The organism is Arthrobacter sp. 2RAF22 (assembly GCF_052115325.1).
Classification (GTDB): Bacteria; Actinomycetota; Actinomycetes; order Actinomycetales; family Micrococcaceae; genus Arthrobacter.
The window spans coordinates 1-20844 of record NZ_JBFRGL010000006.1; the positions used below are offsets into that span (position 1 = coordinate 1).

The 20844-nt window shown below is 62.7% G+C and carries 21 protein-coding genes and 2 pseudogenes; 10 read left to right on the forward strand and 13 right to left on the reverse strand.

The window, feature by feature from the left end; genetic code table 11:
* Window positions 1-198 precede the first annotated feature (198 nt).
* From AB4068_RS06890 to AB4068_RS06900, 3 genes are all read right to left on the reverse strand, one after another.
* Window positions 199-828 (reverse strand): hypothetical protein, encoded by a 630-nt coding sequence (locus AB4068_RS06890; RefSeq protein ID WP_307053163.1) that lies wholly within the window; start codon window positions 826-828, stop codon window positions 199-201.
* A gap of 130 nt (window positions 829-958) precedes the next feature.
* Window positions 959-1393: an SRPBCC family protein gene (locus AB4068_RS06895; protein WP_059388794.1), complete on the reverse strand. Its 435-nt coding sequence runs from the start codon at window positions 1391-1393 to the stop codon at window positions 959-961.
* A 54-nt stretch (window positions 1394-1447) separates the two neighbouring features.
* Window positions 1448-2101: a hypothetical protein gene (locus tag AB4068_RS06900; protein WP_113990654.1), complete on the reverse strand. Its 654-nt coding sequence runs from the start codon at window positions 2099-2101 to the stop codon at window positions 1448-1450.
* Between the two features lie 325 nt (window positions 2102-2426).
* Here AB4068_RS06900 and AB4068_RS06905 point away from each other — a divergent pair, with 325 nt between their 5' ends.
* The gene (locus AB4068_RS06905) at window positions 2427-3479 is read left to right on the forward strand and encodes an iron ABC transporter substrate-binding protein (protein ID WP_284988896.1); all 1053 of its coding nucleotides are present in this window, start codon (window positions 2427-2429) and stop codon (window positions 3477-3479) included.
* An 81-nt stretch (window positions 3480-3560) separates the two neighbouring features.
* On the opposite strand, the pseudogene AB4068_RS06910 reads toward AB4068_RS06905, so the two are convergent.
* Window positions 3561-3878 (reverse strand): annotated as a pseudogene (locus AB4068_RS06910) (SDR family oxidoreductase); the annotation flags it as partial.
* Window positions 3879-4146: 268 nt separating this feature from the next.
* Between AB4068_RS06910 and AB4068_RS06915 the strand changes: the two are divergent.
* Window positions 4147-4350 carry a cold-shock protein gene (locus AB4068_RS06915; RefSeq protein ID WP_035743560.1) on the forward strand — a complete coding sequence of 68 codons (204 nt, stop codon included), beginning with the start codon at window positions 4147-4149 and terminating at the stop codon, window positions 4348-4350.
* Window positions 4351-4368: 18 nt separating this feature from the next.
* On the opposite strand, the gene AB4068_RS06920 is transcribed toward AB4068_RS06915, so the two are convergent.
* The 5 genes from AB4068_RS06920 to AB4068_RS06940 all read right to left on the reverse strand — a co-directional run bounded on the left by AB4068_RS06920 (window position 4369) and on the right by AB4068_RS06940 (window position 9484).
* Complete coding sequence (locus AB4068_RS06920; protein WP_059388791.1) at window positions 4369-5103, reverse strand: maleate cis-trans isomerase family protein; 735 nt, start codon at window positions 5101-5103, stop codon at window positions 4369-4371.
* Window positions 5104-5110: 7 nt separating this feature from the next.
* Window positions 5111-6544 (reverse strand): amidohydrolase family protein, encoded by a 1434-nt coding sequence (locus AB4068_RS06925; protein ID WP_441432996.1) that lies wholly within the window; start codon window positions 6542-6544, stop codon window positions 5111-5113.
* An 8-nt stretch (window positions 6545-6552) separates the two neighbouring features.
* Window positions 6553-7350, reverse strand: coding sequence for an aspartate/glutamate racemase family protein (locus tag AB4068_RS06930; RefSeq protein ID WP_441432997.1), 798 nt, complete (start codon window positions 7348-7350; stop codon window positions 6553-6555).
* Complete coding sequence (locus AB4068_RS06935) at window positions 7347-8030, reverse strand: GntR family transcriptional regulator (protein ID WP_307053167.1); 684 nt, start codon at window positions 8028-8030, stop codon at window positions 7347-7349. The genes AB4068_RS06930 and AB4068_RS06935 overlap by 4 nt, the downstream gene beginning before the upstream one ends.
* A 101-nt stretch (window positions 8031-8131) precedes the next feature.
* Complete coding sequence (locus AB4068_RS06940) at window positions 8132-9484, reverse strand: MFS transporter (protein ID WP_306964553.1); 1353 nt, start codon at window positions 9482-9484, stop codon at window positions 8132-8134.
* Window positions 9485-10800: 1316 nt separating this feature from the next.
* Between AB4068_RS06940 and AB4068_RS06945 the strand changes: the two genes are divergently transcribed.
* The 3 genes and pseudogenes from AB4068_RS06945 to AB4068_RS06955 all read left to right on the forward strand — a co-directional run.
* On the forward strand, window positions 10801-11568 hold the full coding sequence (locus tag AB4068_RS06945; RefSeq protein WP_332602812.1) for an EamA family transporter: 768 nt from the start codon (window positions 10801-10803) through the stop codon (window positions 11566-11568).
* On the forward strand, window positions 11565-11807 hold the full coding sequence (locus AB4068_RS06950) for a hypothetical protein (RefSeq protein WP_332602813.1): 243 nt from the start codon (window positions 11565-11567) through the stop codon (window positions 11805-11807). Before AB4068_RS06945 ends, AB4068_RS06950 begins: the two co-directional genes overlap by 4 nt.
* A pseudogene (locus AB4068_RS06955) lies at window positions 11768-12775 on the forward strand (cysteine desulfurase family protein); the annotation flags it as partial. The gene AB4068_RS06950 and the pseudogene AB4068_RS06955, both read left to right, overlap by 40 nt.
* Window positions 12776-13121: 346 nt before the next feature.
* Here the strand turns inward: AB4068_RS06955 and AB4068_RS06960 are convergent.
* From AB4068_RS06960 to mscL, 4 genes are all read right to left on the reverse strand, one after another.
* Complete coding sequence (locus tag AB4068_RS06960) at window positions 13122-14069, reverse strand: proline dehydrogenase family protein (RefSeq protein ID WP_441432998.1); 948 nt, start codon at window positions 14067-14069, stop codon at window positions 13122-13124.
* A gap of 80 nt (window positions 14070-14149) precedes the next feature.
* Entirely contained in the window at window positions 14150-14404 is a 255-nt protein-coding gene (locus tag AB4068_RS06965; protein ID WP_306964542.1) for a hypothetical protein, read from the reverse strand.
* Between the two features lie 30 nt (window positions 14405-14434).
* A complete protein-coding gene (locus AB4068_RS06970; protein ID WP_059388783.1) occupies window positions 14435-15298 on the reverse strand; it encodes an amino acid-binding protein in 864 nt (287 codons plus the stop codon).
* A 121-nt stretch (window positions 15299-15419) separates the two neighbouring features.
* Window positions 15420-15851, reverse strand: coding sequence for a large conductance mechanosensitive channel protein MscL (gene mscL, locus AB4068_RS06975; protein WP_059388782.1), 432 nt, complete (start codon window positions 15849-15851; stop codon window positions 15420-15422).
* A 306-nt stretch (window positions 15852-16157) separates the two neighbouring features.
* Between mscL and AB4068_RS06980 the strand changes: the two genes are divergently transcribed.
* From AB4068_RS06980 to AB4068_RS07000, 5 genes are all read left to right on the forward strand, one after another.
* Window positions 16158-17207 (forward strand): FUSC family protein, encoded by a 1050-nt coding sequence (locus tag AB4068_RS06980; protein WP_441433052.1) that lies wholly within the window; start codon window positions 16158-16160, stop codon window positions 17205-17207.
* A gap of 93 nt (window positions 17208-17300) precedes the next feature.
* Complete coding sequence (locus AB4068_RS06985) at window positions 17301-18071, forward strand: GAF and ANTAR domain-containing protein (RefSeq protein ID WP_284988978.1); 771 nt, start codon at window positions 17301-17303, stop codon at window positions 18069-18071.
* Window positions 18072-18306: 235 nt separating this feature from the next.
* Window positions 18307-18741, forward strand: coding sequence for a hypothetical protein (locus AB4068_RS06990; protein WP_441432999.1), 435 nt, complete (start codon window positions 18307-18309; stop codon window positions 18739-18741).
* A 48-nt stretch (window positions 18742-18789) separates the two neighbouring features.
* Window positions 18790-19542, forward strand: coding sequence for an IclR family transcriptional regulator (locus AB4068_RS06995; protein ID WP_332602918.1), 753 nt, complete (start codon window positions 18790-18792; stop codon window positions 19540-19542).
* 113 nt (window positions 19543-19655) lie between these two features.
* Window positions 19656-20843 (forward strand): 4-hydroxybenzoate 3-monooxygenase, encoded by a 1188-nt coding sequence (locus tag AB4068_RS07000; protein ID WP_441433000.1) that lies wholly within the window; start codon window positions 19656-19658, stop codon window positions 20841-20843.
* The last annotated feature ends 1 nt before the right edge of the window (window position 20844 follow it).

The following is a 20844-nucleotide window of genomic DNA, read 5'->3' on the forward strand; positions in this document are numbered from 1 at the left end:
GCCTCTTCAAACTCTGCAACAACAACGGCACCTGGACCCAGCTCACCGCCGACCTCACCGCCTACAAAGGCCAAACCATCACCCTCTGGTACAACGTCCACCTCGACGGCTCCAGCCCCGCCGACGACACCTGGATGTACCTCGACGACGTCACCCTCACCAACGGGTAGGGGGGTTGATCGACTTCCTGGTGGCCGTTCAGCCGTTCCTGGTGGCTGCGAACATGCGTCGAAGGGTGAAAAAGCAACCCAAGGCGCCGAAGAGCAGCGCCATGAAGAAGTCGCCCATGTAACTCTTCACGAAATTCGGGTTGTTCGCCAGGTTGTAGTTCATCAGGTCCCACGGTTCGGAGCTGGTGATCAAAGACAAGGGCTGGCTATTGATGTACTTGGCGGCGTCCAGCCAGACTCCAGCTACGAAAGACAAAATCGCAGTGGCAGCTGTGATGGCTGCTATCACCCACACGCCTTTTCTGCTCAGCCCGCCGGCTCCCATGACATAGAAACGGGCCGCCATCGCGGCAGCGGCGAAGGTGACGAGCGAGGACATCCAGCCAAAACTCCAGATGACAAGCCACAGAACGACGCCGATCGGGAGGGCAGGGAGGGCGAACAGCGCGCCTCGGCCCACGTTTTCGGCAGTTCGAACTGGGCGGGCGGGCGGCCATGCTGGTGCCTGAGATTGGTTGGCTTCCGGATGCCAAGAGGGAATGTGGGGGCCCGGGGCATCCGGAGCGCTCATTCCGAACTCAGGCTTGGGACGCTGCGATGCGCCGTATTCGTTGCTGCCGGGCTGCGTGTTTTCCGGCAGGTTGGTGCTTTCGGTCATGTTTCCCCCAATGTGGACCGCGGCGATCGTATGGGTCATCCTTGCACGCGACAGAGGAAATTCGCCAGCAATTGCGGCGAATAAATGCGTCGGCGATTCGACGCCGTGGGGAGAGCCTGGGGCTCGTGGACTAGCCGGCTTCGAGGATCTTCTTGAGGTTCTCCAGGTCCTTGCGCATGGCGGTGCGCATCATTGGCGCCATGAGGATGCCCGCAAGCGCGGAGAACCCGGAGGGTTCACCTGTGTTGCGGAGGGTCATGCGGGTGGCGCCATTCTCATCGGACCAGGTGTAAGTGGTGCGCATCGGGAAAGGACCTTGGCTTGTGCGCATGGTGAGTTTCTCGCCGGGGACAAGCTCGGTGAATTCGTAGACATAGTCCAGATTTCGGCCCAGGAACCTTGCGGTGAAGGCAACCCGGGATCCGACCGCGAGGGGCTTCGGCGTCTGCCACTGTGCAGATCGTATGTTCACATACCAGACCGGCGCGTTGTCCGGGTTGGAAGCATAACTTGCCACGATCTCGCGGGGCCGCTGGATCAGTATTTCGGTCTGGACGTCCACCATGTCCCTAACTATTGCAGAACGCGCCTAGCGGGCGGTAACCCCCATTGAAGGAAGTCATGGCAGATGCTCAGATTCTTCGGGGCGCTGCTGGGCCTCTTCACTCTGGGGTTCAATCTCCACGTAGTAGATCGCGCCTGCACCCGGGGCGTGAAGGCGGTGGGTCGCATGACGTATCGGCCGGTAGTCGTGTCCGAAGGGGTCCCGCACTGCTATTCGTTCAAGGTGGTCCATCCGCGCGAGGAGGCCATCGACCTCCCTGAGCGTCGCGCAGTGGGTCTCTTCTCCCGCTACATCCAATACCCAGGGCGAACCGGTGGCGCCGCTGGCAAGTTCCAGGCTCAAGGTTTCAAATATTCCAGCCAGAAGGGCATCGAGCGTTGTGGGGTAGAGGCGGAGCAAACGATGCGCTTGCGGTTCGCGGCGGCGGTCGCTGATCCAGGTTTGGCGGAGCCACGTGAATTCGACCCGACCGAACGAGGACCCAAGAGTCAGCTTCCGGCCTTCCTCCAAGGTCAAGTGGAAGTTGTTCCCCGCCCGGTCGAGGATGCTGGCCGCTTCCTCAACGTACTCAAGGTCTTCCAGCATGGCGGTCTTGGACGGGTAGTACGTGAAATCGCCGAGCTCATCGACAACGACGTAGTCTTCCGGAGCCGCGCCGGCAAGCTCGGAAGCGTGTGCCGCTCCTTGGTTGAGGGGACTGCGTTTCATGGTGGATTCAGCTCCTACCGAGGTTGGCCCAAAGCCCGAATAGGCCGTGCGTCCTTTCTTCATCAGACCACCAAACCGAGCGGCCGTCGTCGGTCCTTAATGGTTTCCTTACGCGGACCGGAACAGATTTAGCGCCAAGGCTCCCGTTTGTAACAGTCGACCTCAGTGTGCCCAGAATTACGCAACAGCAGCATGTTGTTATTACAGTAAGGATTGCCTTGCCTATCTCGTTGCCGTTCCTCCCGACTCGTCGGGCTGCTGTGCACGAAGGGTACGGCAACCCCCAGCCATTCCGGTCCCAGCCGGAACCCTTGAAAGGCCCCCCATGAAATTCGGCATCAAACCCGCTACGGCCCTTGCCGCCGCCACGGCCACGCTGCTGGCACTTTCTGCGTGTAGCGGCGCACCAAGCGGTACTGCGAGCGGTGGTTCCACGGCCGGCGCGTCCGGTGACGGCATCGTCGTATACAACGCGCAGCATGAAAACCTCACCGGCGCATGGGTGGACGCCTTCACCAAGGAGACGGGAATCAAGGTTACGCTCCGTAATGGTGACGACCTTGAAATGAGCAACCAGCTCAGTGAGGAAGGCAAGAACTCTCCGGCGGACGTCTTCCTCACGGAAAACTCCCCGGCGATGGTCCGCATCGCGAGTGCCGGGTTGCTCGCCCCCGTCGATCAGGCAACCCTTAGCCAAGTCCCTACGCAGTACCGGCCCTCCACCGGCGACTGGACGGGCATCGCGGCCCGCTCCACCGTGTTGGCCTACAACAAGACCAAGCTCAGTGCAGACAAGCTTCCGAAGTCCTTGATGGACCTTGCGGACCCGTCATGGAAGGGACGCATCGGTGCGTCCACGGGTGGAGCCGATTTCCAGGCTATTGTCAGCGCGATGCTTGCGCTCAAGGGAGAAGACGCCACCCAGAAATGGCTGGAGGCGGCTAAAACCAACTTCAAGTCCTACAAGGACGACACCCCGGTGCTCGCGGCTGTGAACGCAGGCGAGGTCGACGCAGGAGTTTTGTACCATTACTACTCCTTCGTGGACCAGGCCCAGACCGGAGAAAACAGCAAGAACGTTGATCTCCACTACTTCAAGAACCAGGACCCGGGTGCGTTCGTCAGCGTCTCCGGCGGCGCTGTTCTGGCATCCAGCAAGAAGCAGGCCCAAGCCCAGCAGTTCCTGAAGTTCATCACGGGCAAAGCGGGTCAGCAGGTCCTCCAGAACGGTGACTCCTTTGAATACACCGTTGGCTCCGACGTACCGGCGAACTCCAAGCTTGTGCCCCTCAAGGACCTTCAGGCACCTTCGGTGGACCCCGCCAAGCTCAACAGCGAAAAGGTTACCGAGTTGATGACCAAGGTCGGGCTTCTCTAGGCCCCAGGGCCGCCTTGCTGCTGCGGACCGCCCCCTGTCCCGTCGAAGACGGGGGCTGCGGTCCGTCAGTGCCCAGCCGACCTTGAAGCCCCCGTTGCTATAAGGAATCTGGCCATTCATCCACGACCCCTGCCCGGAAAACAGGAATCTCACCAGGTCCGTCGTGTCCTCGGCCGTGCCGAGTCGACCCGCTGGAGTCGGGTCAATGCCCGAACGCCGCGTAGCGTCGTCCATCCACCCGGTGTCGATCGGGCCCGGGTTCACCACGTTCGCCCGCACGCCCCGGCCTGCCAGCTCGACGGCGGACGCTGTGACGATCCGGTCGAGGGCCCCCTTGCTCGCGCCATACGGCAGGTTGTGAACAGTGTGGTCGCTCGTCAAGGCGACAATCCGGCCGCTTCGAACCGGCGCCGGAACAACCCCACCTGGTGTTCTCCTTCATGGCCGCCGACGCTAATCGCCAACCACTCTGCCGTCCCAGTTTCAAGATCCCGCCCTGCAGAGGAACAAGAAATCCTCAAGATTCGGGCCCCAGGGAACACCGAGACCCCCGAAGATCCTTGCGCCCCCGAACCCCGCCACGTAGCTTTGAGGAAGCGGACGTATGCGTCCGGGGGCATCGGGTTTGAAGCCGGTGGCCAGTCAGATTCAGAGAAGGAACATGGCCGTGGCAACAGGTATTGTCAAGTGGTTCAACGCCGAAAAGGGTTTCGGCTTCATTGCCCCCGACGACGGTTCGGCGGACGTTTTTGCCCACTACTCAGCGATCGCCTCAAGCGGGTACCGATCACTGGACGAGAATCAGCGGGTCCAGTTCGACGTCGTCCAAGGCCCGAAAGGCCCCCAGGCGGAGAACATCCAGCCTCTTTAAGAGGGCACCACTGACGAATCAGGCTAGTTCGGCAAGCAGCCGGCCCCACTTGGGTGCCAGTAAGGGCGCTCCGGCAAGCTTGAGGCAGTGCCATAGCGTCACCGCCACGGAATCAAGCACCGGCACTCCGGTGGTTTCCTCCACTTCCGCGGTGATGTTGGCGCCGTAAAGGTTCGTGCACAAATAAATGAGCGCGTCCGGGTTCGAGGCGGCAAGTTCCAAGGACCCGGGCAGCATCTCCGCGTCCGTGACCCGGGCGAAGGATTCGTTGTTGCTGAGGTCCAGGTGGCGGTGGTCAACCGTCCTGATTCCTTCGCGCCCATATGACTCAATGACGGCATGGTTCACGTCCCCTGTATAGGGCGTGAACATGCTGATCCTTTCTGTGCCGAACGCCTTGAAGGCCTCCAGGTAGGCCAACGTAGAGGTCGTGGCCGGGATCCCGGTGGCCTCCGTGATTTCCTGGACCAGCGCTTCGTCATGGGCGGAACCGAGCCAGGAGCCTGAGGTTCCGTTCCATGCGATGACGTCTACATCCGCCGTCGCGAGCAATGCGGCGGCCTCCCTCATGACGGCCGAATCGAATTGTTTGTCCGAGGAATCATCCAGTGCAATGCGTGTGACCGGAATGCGCGTGAAGTGGATGGTGACGTCCTCGCGGTCACCCAGGATCCGGTAGCTCTGCGGCTCAAGGCACGTGTTGGATGACGGCACGATCATGCCGATGCGGGTGGGGCGGTGTTCGGAAGGCATGGTTCTCCTAAGCAGAAACGGTGGCGGGAACGGACGGCGATATTCGAACGGACAGGGCGTCGTGGTGGGCGGCGAAGCCGTTGCGGGCGACGAAACGGCCCACCGGTCCGGGATCGTGGAAACCGCCGTCGTCGACCACGACGCGTCCGGCGGAGACGACGACGGCGGGCCAGCCGTTCAGCGTCTTCCCTTCGAAAGGCGAGAAGTCAGTACCCATGTGGAGCGCGCCGCCGTCGACCTCGCGTTCTTCGGCGGGATCGAAGATGACCAGATCGGCGTCGAACCCTGCCGCGATGCTGCCCTTGCCGGGCACGGCGTTGATCCGCGCGGGACCGGCCGAGAAGACCTCGACGAAGTCCTCCACTGTGCTGTTGGGCGCCATTGCGGTGAATGTGACAGGCATTCGGGTTTCGACGCCGGGCAGCCCGTGCGGCATGAAGCGGACGTCGTCGGTGCGCTCCCGCTTTTGTGAGAGGTCGTAGCAGGAGTGGTCCGAGGAGACGGTGTGGATCGCTCCGTCCGCGAGCCGTTCCTTCAGCGCGGCGACGGTTTCAGCGCTGCGCATCGGCGGGCAGCAGGCATACCATTCGGGGAATTTTGAGCCGTAGACGGTGTCATCCAGCGTCAGGTAGTGCGGGCAGGTCTCGGAGTAGGCTTCCTGGCCGCGCCCGCGGGCCTCGGTGACCAGATCCACCGCTCCGGGGGTCGACTGGTGCACGAAGTAGACCGGCGCACCGGTGTACTCGGCCATGGCGAGGGTCTCTTTGACAGAGATTTCCTCGGCGAGCTCGGGCCGTGTGGAATGCAGGTGCTCGATGCCGATCCGGCCGTCCGCAGCGTGCTGTTCGGTGCAGTCGGCGATGATGGGATCGTGTTCGGCATGGATGTACGTGAGTCCGTCCAGGCGCACCATTTCGCGCATGACTTTCAGGATGGTGTCGCCGTCGGCCATGGTGGAGCCGCGGTTGGTGGTGTACATCTTCACCGAACGGATGCCCTCGGCGGCGAGTTGCTCCAGCTGCCAGGGCACGGTCTCGTCCCAACTGACCACGGAGCCGTGCAGCGCGACGTCGCAGCGGGATTCGGCGGCCAAGCGCTTCTTGTTCAGGACGGCGTCCAGCGGGGATTCCTGGGCGTCACGCGGAATACCAAAGTCGATGATGGTTGTGGTGCCGCCCCACAGGGCTGCGGTGGAGGTGGTGCGGTAGTCATCCAGGGTGCGGAAGCGGCCGGTCACTTGGGCCACGTGGCAATGGCCGTCCACACCGCCCGGGATGACCAACTTGCCCGAAGCGTCGATGATACGCGCGGCCGCGGGGACCGGTTCTGCGGCGTCGATGAGCTGGATGATGCGGCCGCCGTCGACCACGACGTGCGCGGCTTGCCGGCCGAAGCTGTTGACCACGGTGCCGTGGGCGATGACGAGATCGGGAATGGTCACGGTGGTTCCTACCTTCCTGCTGGAACGGCGGTGCCGGCGGCGGACTGGATGGCGGTCAGGGCGGCGTCGAGGTTTTCGGACAGTCCCCGGCGGTGCTTGACGGGCGGCGGCGCAAAAGCGCCTTGGCGGTGGAAGCCGGATTGCAGGGCCACAACCGCTTCGGTCATGCGGATCCCGGCGGAGATTCCGTCCACCACGGGCACGGGGATTTGTCCTTCAAGCTCACGCGCGAGTCCGGCAAGCGGGGCACCTGCCAGGATGACGACGTCGGCGCCGTCCTCGGCGACCGCTAGCCGGCTCAGTGCCAGGAGGGTTTCCTTGAAGTCCTGTTGCACAGTGCCGATGCCGTTGAGGCTCTGGTTGATGGAACGGATCGAGGCAAGACGGCTGCCAAGTCCGAAATGCTCCACGCAGTCCCGGTACCAAGCGGTGATGCGGTCCGAAATGGCGATGATGGAGAAGCGTTGGCCCTGCAGGGCCGCGGCGCAGAGGGCGGCCTCCGTGATCCCGATGACCGGCACGTCGGTCAGTTCCTTGAGCGCAGGCATTCCGGGGTCGCCGAATGCGGCCACGACGACGCCGTCTATGCGGTCCGCAGCCGGATCGCCGCCGCAGTGCTCGGCGATGATTTCGGCGACGGCTCCGGCTGCGATGAGGGATTCGAAGCGGGTCTCGATGTATTCGACGCCATGTCCGGCGGTCCTGACGATCAGCTCGGTGTCGGTCCCCGCCGAGCGGCGGGCTTCGGCGTCGATCAGCGCGGTGACATCCGCGCTGATGTTGGGATTGATGACTAGCAATTTCATGGTCGTTTGCCTTGCAACTTGAGTTCGGTGGCGGGCTCGTTCTGGGGGAACTGCTCGCGGTACTTTCCAATGTGCGACGCCGATTGGGTTGCGGCGCGCTCGGCATCGCCGCTGGCGATGGCGGCGTAGAGATCGCGGTGCTCCTGGATCAGCTCCGGCAGGTCGTGCACGTGGCGGAAGAGCCAGTGCATGCGGCCTTGGAGCGGTTCCAGCGCGGTGCGGAGAAAATCGTTGTTGGCGATGGCCGTGATGGCATCGTGGAATTCGCTATTGGCGCGGTGCGCCTCGAGAATTGAGCCTTTCGCAAGGAAGCGATCGGCCTCATCGAGGAGCCCGGCCAGGTGCTTGAGGTCCTTGTCCGTGGCGCGGGCCGCGGCCAGGCGGCAGGCGAGGACTTCGAGCGACTGGCGGACGTCGAAGAGGTCCTCGACGTCTTTGGGGCTCAACCCCGCCACTTCGGAACCGCGTGAGGCCCGGTCCTGGATGAGGCCTTCCTGCCGCAGCATGCGGAGGGCTTCGCGGATGGGGAGTCGCGAGACGTTGAATTCGGCGGCGAGGTCCCGCTCCACCAGCCGGGTGCCGGGCGCGTAGTGACCCTCGAAGATTCGCGAACGGATGGCGTCCCGCACGGATTCCCGGAGGGGACGGTCCGTGGTGGGGGTTTCTTCTGCAATCAGCATTCTTGCTCCATTCGTGTTCTCTTGGGTCAATGCGCCCGGCAACCCGGAGGCGTCCAGTCGTGCGGCGGTTCAGGACCGCACGGCCGGCCCGGTCAGGCGAGTTAGACCGGAAGCCGCTTGTTGTAGTTCAGGGTCAGGACGGAGACGCCCATGATCACGGCGGATCCTACAAAGTACAGCAGCGCCCAGGTGTAGGAGCCCGTGGCCCCGACAATCAGGCCTACCACAATCGGGGTGACGAACCCTGCGATGTTGCCGCTGAAGTTCATTGCACCGCCGAGGACGCCAGCGTTGGTGCGGCCGCCGAGGATTGACGGGATGGACCAGAAGAGGCCCACCCAGCGGAGGAAGAACAAGACCACTGAGAGGAGCACGACGGCGGTGATCGGGTCTGCGACGACCGTCACGCCAACCAGGCCGCCGACCACCACGACGCTGGAGATGCCCAGCAGGGTACGCATGACCAGGTTGGCCGAGGCGCCAGCTGCGCGCCACTTGTCGGCGATAGCGCCGCCGAGGATCTCGCCGACGAAGCCTGCGCCGAAGATCACGAACGTGGACCAGCCGATGGTGTTCAAGTTGAAGTGCTTGGCCTGGGCGAGGTAGAGCGGGCCCCACGTCAGCAGGCCGTAGAACACGCCGTTGAATCCCAGCCAGCCAAAGCACATGGCCCAGAAAGAGCGGAACTTCAGGTAGGGGAGGAGTGCGCGCTTGCCCTTGACGCCGTCTTTCGTGGCCTCGGCGTCTTCTTCGGCGTGGGAGGACTCGATGTATTCGGCCTCGGCGTCGTTGACGGCCTTGTGGTTGCGGGGATTGTCCCGGACGTACCACCAGACAGCCAGGCCCATGAGGACGGTGGCGGCACCGGCGATGATGAACGAGTAGCGCCAGCTGCCTGTTGAGGCGATGAGCCAGGTGATGAGGATACCGCCCAGGCCGGCTCCGAGCGGGGCGCCTGCGTCAAGGATCGTGGCGCCGCGGCCGCGCTCCTTCTTGTGCATCCAGATGGCGTTGAGCTTGCCGCCGGCCGGCATGACGCCTGCTTCGGCGACGCCGATACCCAAGCGGGCGATGAACATGCTGAGGAAGCCGCCGGCCAGGCCGGATGCTGCCGTTGCGGCACCCCAGCCGATGCACGACGCCGTGACGACCTTACGGGGGCCGAACTTGTCGATGAGCAAGCCGACCGGGATCTGCATGAGGGCATAGGTCCAGAAGAATGCCGAAAGCAGGAGCCCGACGAGCTCCGGTGCGAGGTTGAATTCCTTTTGGATGATGGGCAGTGCCACGGAGATGGAGCCGCGGTCGATGTAGTTGACGGCGACCAGGATCAGCAGCAGGACGAAGAGCCTCCAACGGACACTCGTGCGTCGCTGCACGCCGTCCTTGCCGGCTTTTTCTTCTGCTTTTCCTTCGGCGGCATGCGCTTCTGTTTCGGTGTTTTGGAGAGACACAGTTTCTCCTTCAGGGGGAGTTTGGGGAGCGGGGAAAGTCTTGAATTGTTGAGCTGGGTGCGGGTTGCCGCGGCAGCTGGACTCGCGCCGGCGGCAGCAGTAGCGGCCCGGTCCTCTTTCTGGGAGGAGGGACGCTGCCGGTTCGTTGGGTCCGTTTTGGGATCCCGCTTTGGGATCCCAAAATCAAAATTAGATGTGACCCGGCGCACTGTCAAGAGTTTTGGTATACAACGTGAAGAAACAGAATGTGACCGGGGGCGAAGTCTGGCGGAATATGGGTTCACTCACCCGAGTGGTGCGGGAAATGGGATACCGACACGATTCCTAGGCTTGTCCGGGTGGGGCATGGGATACCGGCGTGTTCGCGTGTTCCTGCCTGCCGACGCGCTCCCGACCCCACGACACGCTGTCTACCTCACGACACGCAACTGGTTATGCGACGAGGAGAAAGTCTGGCGACGCCCGAATACCGGTGTCGATAGGGATTTTCCGGGTCACGAGGCGTTTAGGGTGTCACGAGGCATTTGGGGCGTCGCGAGGCGGGCAGGGTCGGGGAGGGCTTAGCTCGGGTTGAGGTCGGTGAGGAGGGTGGCTTGTTATTGAAACGCGGGTGCGCAGATGGGATACCGGAGGCGTGGAGGGGTTCACTCGCACCCGTTGCGCCTTCCTCGAGGTAGGCGTCGGACCTACGATGATCCCGACGGTCGGAGGATCCCCGTCCGGTTCAGGGCACTTGCTCGATTCGCCTTTCGGGGTCTGCCGGCCGGCGGAGGTCGACAAGGGGGACGATGCCATATCGGCTGGGGTGGTGTTTCACGTGGACAAGGCGCGTGTTAAGGGCCGGTCCCGCACGCAACGCGCAACTCGCGCTCATCCACGAACCCGGAAAACTTTGAAGGGTGGCGGCCCAAACAAAAAGGGGGGCCGGGCCCACAAGCCCCTGGGTACGCCGCCCCAACAGGGATAATCACTGCCAACCGCATCCGAATTTGTGTGTCACGTTGCTGTCACAAACTATTTGGCCCTGTCAAAAGGTTTGTGTGAGGATTTTCAGGCGCCGCATACAAGCGCAAATGCACGACTCACTTCTGGATAATTGGGCATCCTCTCGTGAAAATAGCGCGTATACCTTCGGCGGAAACGGCCAAGGCTGGCTCCGCGTGTTTGCACCATGCCGACTCGGAACGGGTCAGCAATTGACTTTTCAAGCAAATAGGCCAGAGTCATCCCGACACAGGGCCGGCATTCTGGCGTCCGTAGCGAGCCTCTCGCTCCTTCAAATCGGTAACGCCGTCGCGGTCGGGTTGATTAGCTCGATGGGCGCCGCGAGTGCGACGGTTTTGCGAATCGGGATTGCCGCGATCCTGACTCTTCCAGTGATTTTCATGATGAAATCATCGAGTCGAGCGCCGGTCCGATTCATCCTCAAGTACGGGTTGGTGCTGGGGCTGATGCAGGTCACCTTCTACCGGGCGATATCCACCATTGATCTATCCCTGGCCGTCTCCATAGAGTTCACACTGCCTCTCGTTATCGGATGCATCCGGTCCCGCAACACCACGGCCCGGGTTGCTGCGGGGCTGGCGGTTGCCGGGCTCTTCATGATTCCGACCTATGGCGCGACGACTGCACTCGAAGGTCTGTTCTTTGCTGCGGCAACGGGACTGCTACTGACCGCATACATCCATGTCGGGACTTCCATTCCGCAGGCCAACCACCCGATGCTCACTCTTAGTAAGGGGCTATGGGTTGCCCTACCCATTGCGCTGGCTGCCTTCATGGTGAACGCTCCGCCCGCTGTTCTATTCACTCCTGAATTGGCGCTCCATGCGCTCATTGTTTCCATATTGACCTTGCTGGCTCCGTTTGCGCTGGAGCTATTTGCAATGAAACGCCTTCGAGCTTTGGTATTCGCGCTCGTCGCTGCCCTTGACCCTGCGTTGGCTTCCACCGTAGGTGCCGTGGTTCTACATCAAAGCCTGGACTTTCGGCAGATGGCAGGTATCGCGATTCTCACGGTCTGCGCCGGCGTTGCCGTTTTTGCTGAATCATCAACTTCACAAAAGAAGGTCAGTGTGCAATGAAGACAGCACCCGCCATGGATATTGATCGACTTCTGGACGGCTTGGATTTGTCGGTTGAGGTTACCGGCGACACGCAAGCCCTGATCTCATGCGGATATTTCGATGCACCAACCGGGATCGATGATTTTTCGCGGAGTTCGATGATGGCAGGGCTCAGCCTTGGCACAGTCTTGGACGGCGCCAACACCGCGAACCTCACGGAATCGAAAAGGCCCGCCGCAGCATCTCTAGAGTGCTGAATTGCCGCCCGGGTGAGCTCTTCTTCACCTCCGGGGCGACGGAGTCCAACAACTGGGCAACCGCAACTGCAGCTGGGTCCAGCAGCAACCACATCATTACCTCTGTCATCGAGCACAAATCCGTCCTGGATGCCTGCCTCGCCTTTCAAAAGCGGGGCGGTGAAGTCACCTTTCTGCCCGTGGACGCACAAGGGATCGTCTCACCCAATGACATTGCCGACGCGATCAGGCCCAACACCAGCCTCGTGTCGATAATGCTGGCTAATAACGAGATCGGCACCATACAACCGGTCACGGACATCGCCGCCATCACTCGTGAGGCAGGGGTTCGGTTTCACTGCGACGCCACGCAAGCCATCGGCTATCTCGCTCCGGACTTCAAATCCCTGGGCCCAAACCTGATCAGCTTCTCAGGGCACAAAATTTACGGGCCCAAAGGCATCGGAGCCCTCTACATCGACAAGGAAACCCAGACGCTGCATGGGGGGTTCGAAAACATGTTGTTCGGCGGCGGCCAAGAGGGAGGGCGCCGGCCTGGGACGCAAAACATCACCGGCATCGTCGGATTCGCGGAAGCAATAAAAATTTCCAACGAGATCTCCGCCAGCGAAAAGCAAAGAGTTCTCGACCTGAGAAGCAGATTCTGGAACCAGTTGTCCAAGCGCATCCAAACGGTCACCGCCAACTCGCCGCTCGATGACGCTCTTCCGAATTGCCTGAATTTCAGGATTCCGGACATCGATTCGGTGGACCTGCTATCAGCCCTACCGAAAATAGCCATGTCGACTGGGTCCGCCTGCAACAGCAGCGACCAGAATCCCTCACATGTTCTCATGGCCATTGGCCTTGACGGCGCCATGGCCAGGTCCAGTATTCGCGTAGGATTCGGGCGCTTCACTACCACGGAGGAAATCGACGAGGCAGCAGGCATGATTGCGAAGGCTGTTCAGCGGCTCCAAAGTTCGTAGGCGCGAGCGTACTCAAGGCCGACACCGTCAAGATCTAGGAAGACGAGGCCGCGGACCGGGAACCTACCTCAGAGATCTGACAGTGGATATTAGCAGGCCGCACGCTAGGTCTGCCGGGTATTGCATGGGATACCGACGCAATTCCTAGGTCTGCCGGGTATTGCATGGGATACCGGGCAACCCGGCGCTGGGGCGTTGCTATGGCGACACGCAAATGGCCTGCCGACGCGCTTCCTACCTCGCGATGCGCAGCTGGCTACGCGACGCGGAAAATACCCTGCGACGCTGGAATACCGGTATCGCAGGGTATTTTCCGCGTCGCAGGGCAGCCGGGATCGGGGAGGGCTTAGCTCGGGTTGAGGTCGGCGAGAGCCGTCAGCACCCGCTCGGGATGTTCCGCGATGCGATTCAGGATGTACAACCACCATTCGCCACCGAAGATGACGTATTCACGGGTCCTGTACCCGGCCCTGTGGAGCCGGTCGAGAAGGTCGGTCCCGAGTCCGAGGAGCATCTCGAATTCGATCGCGTCTGTCTTCAGTGCCTCGCCGTGCCTGGAGATGAGCGTGTTGACGAGCTCGTCGTCGTGGGTTGCGAGGGACAGGGAGTGGCCCGAGCGGATGAGCTGGCTCGCGAGGTCGAGGTAGGCAGCCGTCAGTTCGGCGCTGTTGCGAGGGTAGGCGACGGACTCGGGCTCGAGGAACGCGCCTTTGACCAAGCGAACGGTACCCGGGTGGCGAAGGACCCGCTCGAGGTCTCCGGGGGTGCGGTGCAGGCGGGCTTGGAGCGTGATGCCGACGCGGGGGATCTCTGCTGCGAGCTCGTCGTACAGGTCGAGGACCAAATCGGTCCGGTCGGAGCCTTCGGCCGAGATCATCAGTCCCGTTCCGTACGGTTCAGTTATCGCGGCGAGCTGGCGTACATGGTTGAGGACCAGATCGCGGTCCACGAGTGCGCCGAGGTGGGAGAGGTCGAAAGAGATGGTGCCCGGCAGGCCGGACTTCCCGAGGGCAACGCCCAGCTCAAGGAAGACCCCGGCTTCCGAGCGTGCGAGCTCGGCGTTGCGCACGCTCTCGCCGGCATACTCGATGCTGGCGGCATGCCCGCGCGCCACCGCCGCTGCGGCTACCTCGATGGCATCGGCGGTGGTGTCCCCGGCTGAGTATCGCCTTGCCACGCGCGAAGCCATTGTTGCCAAGGCTGGCGTGGACATGACGCGTTGCTTCAGGTCTTCATCCAAAGCCCACGCCCGGAGGGTATCGGCAGCACGCTCGAGATCAATCTTGGTAGTCACCCGCCAAACTGTACCGGCGGAGTTTGTGGACGCCGGCGTCGGGTTCATGATGTGAAATCCGGATCGGCCCTCCGCCCTCGCTACTCCTCCGGGAAACACCACACGGAGATGCGTGCGCCGTCCGGATCCGGGGTGACGCGGAGCCGGAGTTCGCGGCCCATCAGGGCTTCATGCGCGTCCTCGCTTGCCAGCTGGTCCGCGAGTTTGCTGATGGCAACGGCCATCGCCCGGCCCCAGTGCTGAGGCTCCCGGCTCGTGGCCACCGCCTCGGCGCTGGGCTGGCCGGGAACGGACACCCCTGCGGAATCCATCTCCCTCATGTCCATGGCGCTCATCCTGCCACCACCTTCCAGTTGTCGGCCGGTCTAGTCCCGGTCCTTGGCGTCGGCGCTCCGGGTGTGCGCCAGGATTTCCGCCAGCTCGGCAAGCCGATGTGCGCGTGCCGATTCCGCCGGCGTGAACGGTTCGTCCGGTCGGGAGAACAGGAGCGGCCCGTGCCATGCGGTCGGAATCTTGAGGAGGGTTGTGGAGGGCCCGACGGCGGCGCCTGCCTCGGCGGCCGGCCCTTCGGGTTCAGGGGTGACGATTTTCGCCGACAGCAGTTCTGCTACCGCCAGCGGTAATTCGTCCGGGTTGTCGGCGATCCGGGCAGCCAGGCTCAGGGCCTTTGTCTGGCCGTCCGCCATGGCGAGTGCAGTGGTAGGCCACACGTGCGAATCCCGGCCACCGCCGTCGTCGAGCGCTGTCAGTAGCTCATGCTCGCCGAGGTGGCCCGGGGCAGACACCACGAATTCGTCCATGACGGCTCCATCCATGGGGTGGACATGGATGCTGAGGATGTTGATGTTCGTCCGGGCGAGCGAGTGGGTCATGCGTTGGAGGGAGCCTGGCTGGTCGCGGAGCACAGTCCTCGCCCGCCAAAGCGCCGGGGCCGAATGGAGCTTCCTGCGGTGGCGGAGGGCAGGTGCGTGGATCCAGCGCCGCAGGATCCTGGCCGCGGAGGGCTCGGCAACCCAAATCACCAGGACCGTTGCGGTCACGGTCAGGAGGAGCACCTTGGCCAGGTAAGGCAGTTGCGTTTCAACCACAATGGCGTGGACAAGAAGTTCAATGGGAAGCATCACCGCGATTTGGGCCACGGTGACCCTTGCCTTCGGAGCCTCGGGCATCTGCCCGCACACTTCGCAGGAGAGCTCAGCGGTAACGGAAGACCTCTTCTTCGGCTTCATGGCACTATCGTGCCCGAACCCTGTTTCAGGCGGATTGCGCCTGCGTCACGATCTGGGGCGGTATTCATGGGGCCAGTTCGGCGCCGACCGGACGCGCCGAACTGGCCGTGATTCACGAAACCTAGCGGGCGTTCTCGTTGCTCTTGTTGGCAGCGGCGAGCTCGGTCAGGAGGTCGCGGATTTCAACAAGCAGGGCGGTATCAGCCGGCAGTGGCTCGTCCTCGGGCTCTTCGATGGAGGCGCGGCGCTTGGTCAGTTCGTTGATCTTGTTCATGGGCGCAACGAAGATGAAGTACACCACGGCGGCCGTGATCAGGAAAGTTACGAACGCGGTGATGACGGCGCCGAAGTTGACGAAGGTCTTCGCGTTGTCGGGCCAAATCGCGAAGCCGAGCCCCTGGGCGTTGACTCCGCCGGCGGCGGCGATGACCGGGTTGATGATGTTGGTGGTGAACGCTGCGACCAGGGCTGTGAACGCGGTGCCGATGACGACGGCGATGGACAACTCGATGATGTTGCCGCGAAGAACGAAGTCCTTGAAACCTTTGAGCATGGATTGACCTCCGGTGAATGGGTACAGGTGATGTGGCCGGAATCGCCCCGGCCCGGCTGGTAACAACCGACATGAGACTATCAATCGAAGACGTGCCGCCGTCTTACTTCGCTTCACGACCTACCATTCAACGGAAGGCGGTCCGGCTGCCTGGAGCCTCCCGGCGTAAGCTCGTAGCGGATGCCAGTGCCGCCGTCGTGGGCCCACGCCGCCAGGGTTCCCTGGCCGAGCTTGCGAGGCGAGGGTGGCGGTGGGGATTAGTTGAGCAGTTCGGCGCTCAAGAGAAGCAAAGAGGCAGGCAAGCCATTGAACGCCCTGGCAGAGATGTTCAGGATCGGTCCTGGCAACAAGGACCATCACCCGGCTGTGCGCTGCGCGGTGGGCGTCTTCCTGCCGTTGATCACCCTCGTGTTGTTCGGACGGCTGGACCTTGTGGTCTTCGCCAGCTTTGCGGCGTTCACGAATATCTACGGCCGTAACGAGCCCCACAGCCACCGTTTTCGAAGCCAGCTCCGTGCCGGTTCGTTGCTCCTCGGCATCATCCTGCTTGCCACCCTGACCGCCCGGGTTGGCCAGGGCTCGGACGCGTACCTGTGGATCCTCACGCTAGGCACCACATTGGTTGCCGCATTTTGCTCCGTGGTGACCGCGCTGTGGAGGCTTCGCCCGGCAGGTTCGCTCTTCCATATTTTCGCTTTCGCCGCGATCGCCTCCGTTCCCCAGCAGCCCCCGCTCTGGGAAGGGATGTTGGCGGCGGTTTTGACTGCCGTGTTGGCGTTGCTGATCGGAATGTCGGCGCGGGTAGTCCCGAGCCACCGGACACCATGGAAGCGACCGGCTGCGGACCGGTTGCTGCCCCAGGAAATCCGGGCAGCTTGGCTGGAAGGCCTGGGCTACTTCCTGGCTGCCGGGCTAGCCGGAACGCTTGCTACTTTGGTTGGGCAGTGGCTCGGATTCGGACACGGCTATTGGGCCATGGTGGCGGCAGTAGTTCCCCTGGTTGGGCGCAGTACCCGGCATCGGGTGCAACGGGGAATCCAGAGGATCGTGGGGACATTGCTCGGTTTGCTGGTGTTGGCCGGAATCCTCTGGCTCGGTCCGGCGCCATGGCAGATGGTGTTGGTGATTGCCGCATGCCAGTTCGGAGCAGAGCTCTTCATTACGCGCCAATATCTCGTGGCGCAGATATTCGTCACACCGCTCGCGCTCATTTCCACTTTGCTGGTTGCCAACGTTCCGCCCGCGCTCCTGCTGCGGGACCGCATTGTGGAGACCGTGATCGGGGCCGCCGTCGGCGTCGCGGTGGTATTGGCGCCTGCGGCATGGTCCCGGGTCAGGGAACTCACTTCCGGCTAGGCGTTTCCCAATTGGCGACCGTGTGGGACCTTATGTAAAGGGACTTATTGTTTCCACATGCCCCAATCAGCATATTCACCGGGAGAACGCGCCATGCTTCCTGCAGATAACACTCTGACCACCATCGACCGAATCCAGAACCTGATCCTGGAGAGTGCCGACTTCGAGGAATTCCTCAACGAGCTGGCGCGGTTTTCTGCCCACCAGATGGCGGGCGACGGCGATGACGCGCTCTGTGGGATCACGCTGCTGCGCGAGCGGAAGGCACTCACGATTGGTTGGAGCAGTGATGCGGCCCGCGAAGTGGACGAGATCCAGTATTCCTTGGCCCAGGGGCCATGTTTGACGGCTGCCGAAGAGGAAAGGGAAGTCCACGTCCCGGATCTTCTTGAAGAGAACCGCTGGGGTCCCGACTATGCGAGTGCCGTTGCGTCGCACGGACTGAGGTCGGTGTTGTCGTTGCCCTTCAATCTGGAGGGAGAGGCCAAAGCAGCGCTCAACCTGTACTCCGAGGCCCCGTACAAGTTCGACGAACGGGCTGCTGATCGGGCCCGCGGATATACCCGTGAGGTGTCGCAGGCCTTGCGTCTCGCTATCAGGTTCGCCCTCCATGCAGACAGCGCAAAGAATCTCCGGGCGGCCATGGAGTCCCGCACAGTGATCGATATCGCCGTTGGAATTGTCATGGCACAAAGCCGCTGCAGCCAGGAGGACGCTGTCCGGATCCTCACGGAGGCCTCGAGCAATCGCAACGTGAAATTGCGCGATATCGCCACGTCCTTGGTGGACTCCGTTGACGCAGCGGGCACCCTGACCCACTTCGAAGAGCCCGCCCAGGAGCCGGGCCGCAGCCGGGCCGGGTGAGGCGGGCCCGCTCGTCGGTCGACTCGCGGGGTGTACAACGAGGGTTCCGGAGGATAGGCTTCTTGAGGTTGAGCCGTCGGCCATAGACGCCTCTTTTGGAGTACCTATGGACCGTAGATTGCACGCCCTTGTAAAGTTTGATGTTTCCACCGACGCTGTCGAGATCGACGTGCGGGGGAGCCTGAATCAGGACTCCCGCTCCGCGCTGGTTCACATTGTTCGCCGGATTCGCCGAATGGGCATCACCTCCCACATCAGAGTCGGCTTTTCGCACGCCGCGATTGTCGAATCGCAGGCACTAGCGGGACTCCGCAACGACCTCAATGCGATCGACGGCGGAGCCACCGAAGTTGGCCTGCCCACCGGATCCGGCGTTTCCCTGGAATTCACGGACAAGCCTGCCAGTCCCGGTTTCGGGGCCGCGGCGGGAACGAAATCGATTGAAATCACCGGCGAATTCGCAGCCTCAATCGACGCGGCGGGACTCCAACCGCTGGACAAATGCTCCGATGAAGAACTTCTTGCTGCCAGCGATTTCGCGTTTGGCCTGCTGGACCAGCCCGGTACATCCGCCTCGCCGGTAGTGCTGGCGCACTACGACGCGATCGGCTTGGAGATTTCGCGCCGGGAAACCAAGCATGCCCCTGCGGATCCCGCTGAACCGCAGTAAACTTGAGCCCACCATTGAATGGAATCCGTGGGAAATGGGGAAAGCGCAGTGGCCAACTCGGCATCCGGTGATTCCGTCGTGGACCGCATCGTCCGGATCATCGAAGCATTCCCCGAAGGATCCACGTCACTGCGGCTTTCCGAACTCGCGGAGACTGCCGGCTTGCCGCTCACGAGTGCCCATCGCCTGGTCCGGCAGCTCGCCGACCACGGTCTCCTGGATCTGGCTGCCGGCGGAGATGTCCGCCTGGGCCTGCGGTTATGGGAACTCGTCAACCGGAATTCACCCACCTTGGCCCTCCGGCAAGCGGCCCTGCCGTTCATGGAGGATATCCAGCAGGTCCTGAACCAGAACGTGAACCTTGCCGTGCTCGATGGTTGGGAAGCGTTGTTCGTGGAGCGGCTGTCCCGCCGGGGATCCGTGGCCAACCGTGCCCGCGTTGCCGGCCGGATGCCCGTTCACATTTCTTCGGCCGGGCTGGCGTTAATGGCCAGCCAGCCGCGGGAAAAGCAGGCCGATTACCTCAAACAGTTCAGCGACCCAGCTGGAAAGGTGACGGCCGACGTCGTCCGTCACCTTTTGGCTGAAACCGCCCAGCAGGGGTACGCGCAGCTCGCGGGCGTCGTGGATCCGGACACTTGGGGAATCGCGGTGCCGGTCGCGGACGGCAAGCGGCGCACGGTGGCGGCGCTCGGCGTCGTGGTTCCCCTCGCCGAAATGCGCCTGCAGGCGTTGGTGCCGGCGCTGCAGACGGCGGCGCGCGGAATCGGGCGCCAGCTCGGGGAGCAGCGGAACACTTAAGGGTTTTCCGTTGAACGGAATTCGTCTAACGCCGACGATGCGGCGGGGGTCACACTGATCAGCAGAACCACCGCGGCCCTTAGGCGCGGTTCCGCAATGAAGCGAGGAACACCATGGCACGCAAGATCATCACCACCCAAGTGGCCATCATGGGCGCCGGCCCGGCCGGCCTCATGCTTTCCCACCTGCTGGCAAAATCGGGGATCGAATCCACCGTCATCGAGGTCCGCAGCCATCAGGAGATCGCCGAAACGGTCCGTGCGGGCATCCTGGAACACGGCTCCGTGAACCTGCTCGTGGACAGCGGGGTTTCGGACCGCGTGCTGCGCGACGGCGACAGGCATGACGGGATCGAACTGCGCTTCAACGGCGAAAGCCACCGGATCGATTTCAAAGAGCTCGTGGGGGAATCGGTCTGGCTGTACCCGCAGACGGACGTCTTCCTCGACCTTGCAGCACGGCGCAAGGACGACGGCGGCGACGTCCGGTACAGCGTCACGGACACCACCGTCCATGACCTCGAAGGCAAGCCGAAAGTCTGGTACACCGACGCCGAGGGCCAGGAATTCGAGATCCAGGCGGACTTCCTGGTGGGCGCCGACGGTTCCCGCAGCCACTGCCGCTTCCAGATCCCCGAGGCCAACCGGAAATGGTACTTCCACGAATACCCCTTCGCCTGGTTCGGCATCCTCGCCCAGGCCCCGCGCAGCTCGGACGAACTGATCTACGCCAACTCCGCGAACGGCTTCGCCCTGATCAGCCAGCGCACCGAGAACGTGCAGCGCATGTACTTCCAGTGCGACCCCAAAGAAAACGTGACCGACTGGGACGACGAGCGCATCTGGTCCGAATTCCGCAAACGCGTCAACGGGAACGGCTTTGAGCTCAAGGAGGGCCCGGTCCTGGAGAAGATGGTCCTGCCGTTCCGCAGCTTCGTCCACACTCCGATGCGCCACGGGAACCTGTTCCTGGCCGGCGACGCCGCACACACCGTCCCCCCGACCGGTGCCAAGGGCCTCAATTTGGCCCTGCACGACGTCAAAGTGCTCTTCGAAGGCCTGGAGTCCTTCTACTCGAACGGTTCCAACGGCCTGCTCGAGTCCTACAGCGACCGCGCCCTGGAACGCGTCTGGAAAGCCCAGCACTTCTCCTACTGGATGACGTCCATGCTGCACACCGCTCCTGGATCGGACGACTTCGGACGCGCGCGCCAGCTCGGCGAGCTCCACTCCGTGGTCTCGTCCCGGCACGCCCGTGCCTACCTTGCGGAGTCGTACACGGGGTGGCCGACGGGGAAGTAGC